The sequence below is a fragment of the uncultured Oscillibacter sp. genome (assembly GCF_900544955.1).
In the GTDB taxonomy this organism is placed as follows: Bacteria; Bacillota; Clostridia; order Oscillospirales; family Oscillospiraceae; genus Oscillibacter.
On sequence record NZ_UQXD01000065.1, the window covers coordinates 1 to 8,535 of the forward strand.

Consider the following 8,535-nt stretch of genomic DNA (forward strand, 5'->3'; position numbering starts at 1 on the left):
TTCCATCTCTTCCTTCACCCGCCGGCCGAAGGGGGTGGCGGCCAGGCCGCCCTGGGCGGTCTCCCGGAACTCCACCGGCATCCGCTTTCCCACGTCCCCCATGCAGTCGATCACCTGGTCCACCGGCACCCGGCTGGTGCCCCCCGCCAGGGCCATGTCCGCGCAGCTGACGGCGTTCACCGCCCCCACCACGTTCCGCTTCACGCAGGGCACCTCCACCAGCCCCGCCACCGGGTCGCAGATCAGGCCCAGCAGGTTCTTCAGCGCCATGGCGGCCGCGTGGCCGATCTGCTCCGGCCCGCCGCCCCGGAGCGACGCCAGCGCCCCCGCCGCCATGGCGGAGGCGGTGCCGATCTCCGCCTGACAGCCCCCGGCGGCGCCGGCGATGCAGGCCCGGTAACCCACCACCGCGCCGATGCCGGCGGCGACGTACAGCGCCTGGACAATGGCGGCCTCGTCCGCCTCTCCCCGGCGGTACAGCGGCACCAGTACCGCCGGCAGCACGCCGCAGGCCCCCGCCGTGGGGGCCGCCACGATCTTGCGCATGCAGGCATTGGACTCCCCCACGCACAGCGCCGTGGCCACCACCTCCTGCAGATAGGGCCCGCACAGGGCCCGGCCGGTCTGGGCGTAGGCCCGCATCTTCCCGCCGTCGCCGCCCACCAGGCCGCTGACGGACCGCCGGTCCCCCTCGTAGGTCTCCACGGAGTCCAGCATGGCCCGCCAGGCGGTCCGCATCTTGGCCTGGGAGGCCTCCGCCGTCACCTGCCGCTCCTCCACATCCGTGTCCCGGACCACCTGCCAGAAGGGCTTTTGCTCCGCCTCGATCCGCTGGAAAATCTCCTCCATGGAATCCAGGGCCATCTCAGTCCCCCTCCTTTTCATAGTAGGTCAGGTGCCGCACGTCCCGCAGCTCCTCAATCAGCACCCGGGCCACCGGGGGCACCCGCTGGTCCGTCTCAATGACCATCAGGGCGTCGCCGCCCCGCCGGTCCCGGCACAGGCTCATATTGGCAATGTTCACCCGGGCGTTGGACAGCTCCCGGGTCACCTCCGCCACCTCGCCGGGCACGTCCTTGTGACGAATAATCAGGGTGTTGAACGCCCCGGTGAAGCAGACCTCCACCTCGTTGAGCCGGTCCACCCGGATGCGCCCGCCGCCGGTGGAGGCGGCCTGCACCGTCAATCGCTGCCCCCGGGCGTCCTCCACCGTCACCACCGCCGTGTTGGGATGGGCCTCCCGCAGCTGGGCGGTGTGGAAGGAGAACCGCAGCCCCTGCTCCGCCGCCAGCGCAAAGCTCCGCGGAATGTCCAGATCGTCTGGCCGCAGGCCCAGCAGACCCGCCACCAGCGCCCGGTCCGTGCCGTGGCCCTGGCCGGTCTCCGCAAAGGAGCCGTACAGGCCGATCTCCGCCGCGACCGGCGGCGCCCCCAGCAGCGACCGGACCATGCGGCCGATCCGCACCGCCCCTGCCGTGTGAGAACTGGAGGGCCCTACCATCACCGGCCCCAAAATGTCGAAAATATCCAGCATCGTCCCGCTCCTCTCTGTCCGCTATCGTTCCCTCAGTCCGAACATACCATACTTCCGCCCCGTCCACAAGGCATTTTTCCGCGGTTGACCGCCCGCCCCCTTTCCCGTATACTGGTGACAGGAAAGGAGCGTGTCCCCCATGTCCACTCTGCTGTTGAAGAACATCCGCACCCTCGTCACCTGCGACGGCGACGACCGCATCCTCCAAGACGTCGATCTCTACTGCGAGGACGGCTTCATCCGGGCCATCGGCCCCGGCCTCCCCCAGTCCGCCGACACGGTCTTGGACGCCCGGCACTGCTGGTGCTACCCCGGCCTGGTGAACACCCACCACCACCTCTACCAGGTCTTCTCCCGGAACCTGCCCCAGGTGCAGAATCTGGAGCTGTTCGACTGGCTCACCGCCCTGTACGAGATCTGGAAGGGCCTGGACGAGGACGTGGTCCGCCTCAGCACCCTCACCGCCATGGGCGAGCTGATGAAGCACGGCTGCACCACCTGCTTCGACCACCACTACGTCTTCCCCCGGGGCGCCGGAGACCTGACCGGCGCCCAGTTTGCCGCGGCGGAGACCCTGGGCATCCGGATGGCCGCCTCCCGGGGCAGCATGGACCTCTCCCGCAAGGACGGCGGCCTGCCGCCGGACAGCGTGGTGCAGACGGTGGACGAGATTCTGCGGGACTCCGCCCGCGTGGTGGAGGCCTACCACGACCCCCGCCCCGGCTCCATGCGCCAGGTGGTCCTGGCCCCCTGCTCCCCCTTCTCCGTCAGCCCGGAGCTGCTGCGGCAGAGCGCCCTGCTGGCCCGGCAGGGCGGCGTCCGCCTCCACACCCACCTGTGCGAGACCAGGGACGAGGAGCGCTACATGCTGGAGCACCACGGCGTCCGGCCTCTGGCGTTTCTGGCGTCCCTGGGCTGGACCGGCCCCGACGTGTGGTACGCCCACGGCATCCATTTCAACGACGAGGAGCTGCGGGAGCTGGCCCGGACCGGCACCGGCGTGGCCCACTGCCCCATCAGCAACATGAAGCTCTCCTCCGGCGTGGCCCGGATTCCGGAGATGCTGGCCCTGGGGGTGCCCGTGGGGCTGGCGGTGGACGGCTCCGCCTCCAACGACGGCTCCTCCCTGCTGGAGGAGCTGCGGGTGTGCTACCTGCTCCACCGGCTCCACGCCAGCAAGGCCGCACCCTCGGGCTACCAGGTGCTGAAGCTGGCCACCCGGGGTGGGGCGGCGCTGCTGGGCCGGCCGGATATCGGCTCTCTGGAGGTGGGCAAGTGTGCCGACCTGTTTCTGGTGGACGCCCGCCGCCTGGAGCTGGTGGGCGGGGAGTACAGCCCTGCCGACGTGCTGGCCACCGTGGGCCTCCGGGGCCCGGTGGACTACACCGTGGTCCACGGGCGCATCACCGTCCGGGAGGGCCGCCTGACCGCGCTGGACGAGGGCCGCCTGGCGGAGGAGGCCCGGGCCTGCTGCCGGGCCTACCTGGACCGGGCGTGAGAAGAGGAGGGCCGCTGCAAAGCAGCGGCCCTCCTGATTTCCCTCTTTCAGTCCAGCGCCTGGACGGCGGCCCCCAGCACGCCGTCGCCGATATACACGCTCAGCGTCCCGTCGATCTCCCCCTCCCAGAGGTGGTCGAAATCGGGCAGGGCCGCCTCCAGCTTCCGGCGGAGCAGCGCCATGCCCTCCGGCGCGCCGCCGTTGGCCACCGCCAGATTGTACCGCCGGTGATCGCCGCAGGCCTTCACCGTCAGCTCCACCAGCCGGTCGATCACCTGGTTCCGCCCCCGGACCTTGGCCACGGAGGTCAGCTGCCCGTCGGCGGCAAAGGTCAGCAGCGGCTTGATCTGGAGCAGGGTGCCCGCCGTGGCGGTGACTCTGCCGATCCGGCCGCCCTTATGCAGGTACTCCAGCGTATCCACGGAGAAGAAGGGGCGGGCCGCCCCGACGAGCCGGGGCACCCGGCGCTCCGTCAGCTCCTCCCATCCCATGCCGTTTCGGATGTCCTCCGCCAGCTGCAAAACCGTCATGCCGATGCCAAGGGACCCATTGAGGGAGTCGAACACCCGCACCTCCAGACGGCCCCGGCACTCCTCCGCGATGAGGCGCACCAGGTTAAAGGTGCCGGACAGGCCGCTGGAGAGCATGACGGCGATCACGCCGTCGTAGCCCTCCGCCGCGATCCGCTCCAGGGTTCGGCCGATCTCCTCCGCCGCAGGCAGGGAGGTCTGGGGCAGCTCCCCATTCCGGAGCCGGGCGGTGACGTCCCCGCCCCGGATGTTCACCCCGTCCAGATACTCTCCATCCGCGCAGAGAATCCGCAGGGGCACGATGTGGATGTGATTCTCCTCCGCCAGCTGGGGCGTCAAATCCGCACAGGAGTCGGTCAGCAGGGCGATCTTTTGTGGGAGCATAACGGTCCTCCTCATTTTTTCTAGTTTCTGCCGTATTGGGATGATTATCCCACAAAATCCAGAAAACTGCAAGAACGATCCGTCCCCTCCCGCCGCGGAAAAAGGACTTGCGCCGCCGCCGGGACCATCGTATGATGGAGGTAACGTTTTTTAAGGAGGCGTCCCATGCGAATCTGCGGACTGCAAAAGCTCTCCATGGTGGACTATCCCGGTAAGCTGGCCGCCACGGTGTTCACCGGCGGGTGCAACCTGCGCTGCCCCTTCTGCCACAACGCCCTGCTGGTGACCCGCCTGGAGGAGTCCCCCGCCCTGGCGGAGGAGGAGGTGCTGGCCTTCCTGGCCTCCCGGCGGGGCCTGTTGGACGGGGTGGTGCTCTCCGGCGGGGAGCCGCTGCTCCACCCCGGGGCGGCGGATTTCCTGGCGGCGGTGAAGGACCTGGGCTTTGCCGTGAAGGTGGACACCAACGGCTGCTATCCCGCCGCCCTGGCGGAGATTCTGGACCGGGGGCTGGCGGACTACGTGGCTATGGACATCAAAAACAGCCGGGAGAAGTACGCCCGGACGGTGGGGGTCCCGGACTTCGACCTCTCCCCGGTGGAGGAGAGCATCCGCCTGCTGGGCCGCAGCGGCGTGGACCACGAGTTCCGCACCACCGCGGTCCGGGAGTTCCACACCCCGGCGGACATCCGCTCCGTGGGGGCGTGGCTGGAGGGGGCGCCCCGGTACGTGCTCCAGAGCTTTGTGGACTCCGGCAGCCTCATCGGCCGGGGGCTCCACGGCCTGCCGCCGGAGGAGATGGACGCCCTGGCCCAGGCGGCCCGACCCTTCTTCGGGGAGACCACGCTCCGAGGCGTGGACTAAATCTTGTGACATTTGTGGTTTCTGCCGATTTTTTTCACAAGATATAGTGCTTTCTCCAATTGACTTCCCGCCCCGGCCTGTATAGAATAATACTCGTGGGCCGCCGCGCCGCGGCGGCTCCTCTTATTTTGAAATGACGTATTACGGGAGAAAGCAGGGAGAAGTCTTATGTATCAGGTCGTAAAGCGAGACGGCAAGATCGCCGGTTTTGATATCTCCAAAATCGGCGTGGCCATTACCAAGGCCTTCGAGGCCACGGGGAAGGAGTACAACCCCGACATCATCGACCTGCTGTCCCTGAAGGTCACCGCGGCCTACCAGGAGAAGATCCACGACGGAAAGGTCACCGTGGAGGACATCCAGGACAGCGTGGAGGACGTCCTCAGCAAAGCCGGCTATGCCGACGTGGCCAAGGCCTATATCCTCTACCGCAAACAGCGGGAGAAGATCCGCAACCTGAACTCCACCATGCTGGACTACAAGGAGCTGGTGGACAACTATGTGAAGATCAACGACTGGCGGGTGAAAGAGAACTCCACCGTCACCTACTCCGTGGGCGGCCTGATCCTCTCCAACTCCGGCGCCATCACCGCCAACTACTGGCTCAGCGAGATCTACGACCCGGAGATCGCCAAGGCCCACAAGAGCGGCGACATGCACATCCACGACCTCTCCATGCTCACCGGCTACTGCGCCGGGTGGAGCCTGAAGCAGCTGATTCAGCAGGGGCTGGGCATCCCGGGGAAGATCAACTCCTCCCCCGCCAGCCACCTCTCCACCCTCTGCAACCAGATGGTGAACTTCCTGGGCATCATGCAAAACGAGTGGGCCGGCGCCCAGGCCTTCTCCTCCTTCGACACCTACCTGGCCCCCTTTGTCCGGACGGACAACCTCTCTCAGCGGGAGGTCAAGCAGTGCATCCAGTCCTTTGTCTACGGAGTGAACACCCCCTCCCGCTGGGGCACCCAGGCCCCCTTCTCCAACATCACCCTGGACTGGACGGTGCCCAAGGACCTGGAGAACCTGCCCGCCATCGTGGGCGGCAAGGAGCAGGACTTCACCTACGGCGACTGCAAGCGGGAGATGGACATGGTGAACCGCGCCTTCATCGAGATCATGACCGAGGGCGACGCCGACGGCCGGGGCTTCCAGTACCCCATCCCCACCTACTCCATCACCCGGGACTTCGACTGGAGCGAGACGGAGAACAACCGCCTCCTCTTTGAGATGACCGCCAAATACGGCACTCCCTACTTCTCCAACTACATCAACTCCGATATGGAGCCCTCCGACGTCCGCTCCATGTGCTGCCGCCTGCGGCTGGACCTGCGGGAGCTGCGCAAGAAGTCCGGCGGCTACTTCGGCTCCGGCGAATCCACCGGCAGCGTGGGCGTGGTGACCATCAACCTGCCCCGCATCGCCTACCTCTCCAAGACGCCGGAGGAGTTTTACCAGCGGCTCAACCACGTGATGGACATCGCCGCCCGGAGCCTGAAGACCAAGCGCACCGTCATCACCCGGCTGATGGACGCCGGGCTGTACCCCTACACCAAGCACTACCTGGGCACCTTCCAAAACCACTTCTCCACCATCGGCCTCATCGGCATGAACGAGGTGGGCCTCAACGCCAAGTGGCTGCGGGAGGATCTGACCCACCCGGCCACCCAGGCCTTCGCCAAGGACGTGCTCAACCACATGCGCCAGCGCCTGAGCGACTACCAGGAGCAGTACGGCGACCTCTACAATCTGGAGGCCACCCCCGCCGAGTCCACCACCTACCGCCTGGCCAAGCACGACGTGGAGCTGTACCCGGACATCGTCACCGCCGCCAAAAACCCCGGCGACACCCCCTATTACACCAACAGCTCCCACCTGCCGGTGGGCTACACCGCCGACCTCTTCGACGCCCTGGCCGTGCAGGACGAGCTCCAGACCCTGTACACCTCCGGCACCGTATTTCACGCCTTCCTGGGCGAGAAGCTGCCGGACTGGAAGGCGGCGGCCACCCTGGTGCGGAAGATCGCAGAGAACTTCAAGCTGCCCTACTACACCATGTCCCCCACCTACTCCATCTGCCCGGAGCACGGCTACCTCGCCGGGGAGCACGCCACCTGCCCCACCTGCGGCAAGGTTTGCGAGGTGTGGAGCCGCATCACCGGATACTACCGCCCCGTGCAGAACTGGAACGACGGCAAGGTGCAGGAGTTCCAGGACCGGAAGGTTTACGACCCGGACCACTCCGTGCTGGAGGGCCGCCGCCTCTGCGACCGGGAATCCGCCTCCAACGCGGCGGACACCCCCTCCTCCGGTCAGGAGGGGCCCGACGGGCTGTTCCTCTTCACCACTCAGACCTGCCCCAACTGCAAAATCGCCAAAAGCGAGCTGGAGAAGGCGGGCCTGGCCTACCAGGTGATGGACGTGAGCGAGCACCGGGATCTGGTGGACCGGTACGGCATCCAGCAGGCCCCCACCCTCATCGTCCGCCGCGGCGGCCAGGTGGAGAAGCTGGTCAATGCCTCGGTCATCAAGAAATTTGCCGCCACACACTGATACATAGACAGGAGGGACCGCGGTCCCTCCTGTCTATGTATCCAAAAAGTGCCCGCGGCGCTTTTTGGAGAAAGCTGCGGCCTGCGGCGCGCACGCGGGGTGTGCCCTTGGCGCACCGCGTGCACACTTGCAGGCCCAGCGGAATGTTCCGCCACGTACGTGCCGCGGCAGAACAGGATGGCAGTTCCGTTTCGCCGCTCCGGCGGCGAAACGCTGTGGGACCTTTTGACAAGCTGACGGACAGGCGGAACCACGGTCCCTCCTGTCCCCTATGGAGGATCGCCTGTGAAGGAGCATTTTGACATCATCGTGGTGGGGGGCGGCCCTGCCGGGCTCACCGCCGCCATCTACGCCCGCCGGGCGGGCAAAACCGTGCTGGTGCTGGAAAAGAGCGGCATCGGCGGTCAGATCGCCGCCTCCCCCAAGGTGGAGAACTACCCCGGCTTTTCCGCCGTCTCCGGCGCGGAGCTGGCGGACCGGTTCTACGCCCAGGCGGAGGCCCTGGGCGCCCGCGTGGAGCTGGAGGAGGTGCTGGAAATCCGGTCGGACGCCCCCCGGACCGTGGTGACGGACTACGGCGCCTACACCTGCACCGCCCTGATCCTGGCCACCGGCACCACCCACCGCTCCCTGGGCCTGCCCGGCGAGGACCGCCTCACCGGCATCTCCTTCTGCGCGGTGTGCGACGGCGCGTTCTACCAAGACCGGGACACGGCGGTTTGCGGCGGCGGCAGCACCGCCCTCCAGGACGCCCTGTTCCTCTCGGACCTGTGCCACCACGTGACGCTGATTCACCGGCGGGAGGCGTTCCGGGGGGACCCCATCTTACTGGAGGCCCTGGAGCGCCGGGCCAACGTCACCATCCTGCGGGAGACGGTGGTGGAGGCGCTGGAGAGCCGGTCCGGCGCCCTCACCGGCCTGACCCTGCGCAGCACCGCCACCGGGGCGGCGTCCCATCTGGCGGTGGACGGGCTGTTCCAGGCCGTGGGCCAGCAGCCGGAGACCGCCCTGGCCCGGGCGCTGGGCCTGGCGGGGGCCGACGGCTTCCTCCCCGCCGGAGAGGACTGCCGCACCGGTCTGCCGGGCGTCTTCGCCGCCGGGGACTGCCGGGCCAAGGAGATCCGCCAGCTGACCACCGCCTGCGCCGACCGCGCCGTGGCGGCCCTGGCGGCCTGCCG

At 67.7% G+C, this 8,535-nt stretch carries 7 protein-coding genes; 4 read left to right on the top strand and 3 right to left on the bottom strand.

The genetic code is table 11. The features are described 5' to 3' along the window. Both sdaAA and sdaAB read right to left on the bottom strand, forming a co-directional pair. Positions 1–864: L-serine ammonia-lyase, iron-sulfur-dependent, subunit alpha (gene sdaAA / locus QZS21_RS11195; RefSeq protein ID WP_295583406.1), on the bottom strand; the 864-nt coding region annotated here is incomplete at its 3' end. 1 nt (position 865) lies between these two features. Beyond that, positions 866–1,534: an L-serine ammonia-lyase, iron-sulfur-dependent subunit beta gene (gene sdaAB, locus QZS21_RS11200; protein WP_295583408.1), complete on the bottom strand. Its 669-nt coding sequence runs from the start codon at positions 1,532–1,534 to the stop codon at positions 866–868. A 139-nt stretch (positions 1,535–1,673) separates the two neighbouring features. On the opposite strand from sdaAB, the gene QZS21_RS11205 reads away from it, so the two are divergent. Then, positions 1,674–3,032, top strand: a complete 1,359-nt coding sequence (locus QZS21_RS11205) for an 8-oxoguanine deaminase (RefSeq protein WP_295583410.1) — start codon at positions 1,674–1,676, stop codon at positions 3,030–3,032. Between the two features lie 47 nt (positions 3,033–3,079). Here the strand turns inward: QZS21_RS11205 and QZS21_RS11210 are convergent, their stop codons facing one another. Then, on the bottom strand, positions 3,080–3,946 hold the full coding sequence (locus tag QZS21_RS11210) for a DegV family protein (protein WP_295583412.1): 867 nt from the start codon (positions 3,944–3,946) through the stop codon (positions 3,080–3,082). 165 nt (positions 3,947–4,111) lie between these two features. Here QZS21_RS11210 and QZS21_RS11215 point away from each other — a divergent pair, with 165 nt between their 5' ends. From QZS21_RS11215 to QZS21_RS11225, 3 genes are all read left to right on the top strand, one after another. After that, positions 4,112–4,807 (top strand): anaerobic ribonucleoside-triphosphate reductase activating protein, encoded by a 696-nt coding sequence (locus QZS21_RS11215; protein WP_295583414.1) that lies wholly within the window; start codon positions 4,112–4,114, stop codon positions 4,805–4,807. Between the two features lie 168 nt (positions 4,808–4,975). Next, positions 4,976–7,357 carry a ribonucleoside triphosphate reductase gene (locus QZS21_RS11220; RefSeq protein WP_295583416.1) on the top strand — a complete coding sequence of 794 codons (2,382 nt, stop codon included), beginning with the start codon at positions 4,976–4,978 and terminating at the stop codon, positions 7,355–7,357. 285 nt (positions 7,358–7,642) lie between these two features. Continuing rightward, the coding region (locus QZS21_RS11225) for an NAD(P)/FAD-dependent oxidoreductase (RefSeq protein WP_295583418.1) at positions 7,643–8,535 on the top strand (893 nt) is incomplete at its 3' end.